Source organism: Flavobacterium esculini, from assembly GCF_048284325.1.
GTDB lineage: Bacteria > Bacteroidota > Bacteroidia > Flavobacteriales > Flavobacteriaceae > Flavobacterium.
The window spans coordinates 1-1387 of sequence record NZ_JBLVPI010000047.1 but is presented as its reverse complement, the minus strand read 5'-3'; the positions used below and the strand labels follow the sequence as shown (position 1 = coordinate 1387).

Annotated in this window: 2 protein-coding genes; both read right to left on the bottom strand. The window is 32.1% G+C overall.

Annotated elements, in window-relative coordinates:
* Positions 1-47: 47 nt before the first annotated feature.
* Entirely contained in the window at positions 48-899 is an 852-nt protein-coding gene (locus ACNQGG_RS17260) for an IS3 family transposase (RefSeq protein ID WP_417966094.1), read from the bottom strand.
* 14 nt (positions 900-913) lie between these two features.
* Complete coding sequence (locus tag ACNQGG_RS17255; protein ID WP_417966092.1) at positions 914-1348, bottom strand: transposase; 435 nt, start codon at positions 1346-1348, stop codon at positions 914-916.
* Positions 1349-1387 lie beyond the last annotated feature (39 nt).

Here is a 1387-nt window from a genome sequence, read left to right as displayed (position 1 = left end):
TGTCCCGTCCTGAAAAAACGATACAGATTATTAGATAAAATTAAATATTAAACAGTAGCAAAAATGTTTTTGCTACTGTTTTTTGCTTTATAGGTTCTCATGTTAATTATGCTTTGAGAATGCATTTGATTTGGAGTCAACATATAATTAGAATAATGAGGTCTAAGTTCATTATAAATAGTAACTGATTCCTTGATAATTTGATTTGTTATTTTTACTCCTTGATTGTATTTATCAATTTTAAATTCTTGTTTTAAAACCCCATTTATTCTTTCTGCAACAGCATTTTCATAGGGATCTGAATTTTGTGTCATACTACATAAAACTTTATTTTTAATAAGTTCTTCTTGGTATTCATTGGCACAATATTGAATTCCTCTATCAGAATGATGTATCAATGGTAAATTAAAATCCTTTCTTTGTTTCAGAGCCATTTTTAAAGCCATTACACTACTTTGAGTATTTAAGTTGTTAGCCACAAAATACCCCATTATCTTCTTTGAATAAGCATCGGTAACCAAACTTAGGTAGTAAGGATTATCTCTTTTTCCAATGTATGTGATGTCTGATACCCAGACTTGTTCAGGCCTGTTTATCTCTAAATCTAAAATTAGATTCTCGTGTTTTCTAAAGCGATGATGCGAGTTGGTTGTTATATGATAAGAACGTTTTGGCTGTATTAATAAATGGTTGGCTCTTAGTATATCAAAGAATTTATCCCTGCCTATTTTTATCAACAGGAGTTTGTCCGATAAAAGATAATATAGCTTCCTAGCACCTATTCTAGGCATTGTTTTCCTGATAGCATCAACCATCAAAACAACCTGTTCAGCTTTGTCTTGTTTAACTATTTTTCTTCGAATTCTTCGATAATAAACCTGTCTATCTATCCCGAACAAATAACAGGTAAATGCTATTTTTTGTTGTTCTTTTGCTTTGAAATAATTGATTGTTCGGGTACAGAGTTTTTTCGGATATCGATTTGATATTCTTTTTCTGCTAAATCAATCATCATATCAAACAGGATAGCCTTCTTGTCTGCAACAAAAGCCTGTCGCTCCAAGAATGCCTTTTGTTTTTCTAAAAGCTTGATTTGAACTTCAAGCTCCATAATCTTTTGTTCGGGTGATTTTTCCATCTTTGGTGGGATTTGGTTCTCCCAATCAAAGTTACCAAATTTAATTAACCATTGTACAACTGTCTTTCTACTTTGAATACCATACTTCTTTGTTGCCTCAGTAACGGTAAGTTGTCCTCGTTCTATTTCTTGAACGATTTCTAACTTTAAAGACATAGTGTAGTCTTTTTGGGTACGCTTAACATACCGTGTTTCTTGTGCGGATTCCATAGAATACTTTTTTGTGTATCGCTATTTCAGGACTAGACA

Coding starts and splice junctions, on each gene's coding strand:
- ACNQGG_RS17255 (WP_417966092.1), bottom strand. CDS start 1,348: ATGGAATCCGCACAAGAAACACGGTATGTTAAGCGTACCCAAAAAGAC.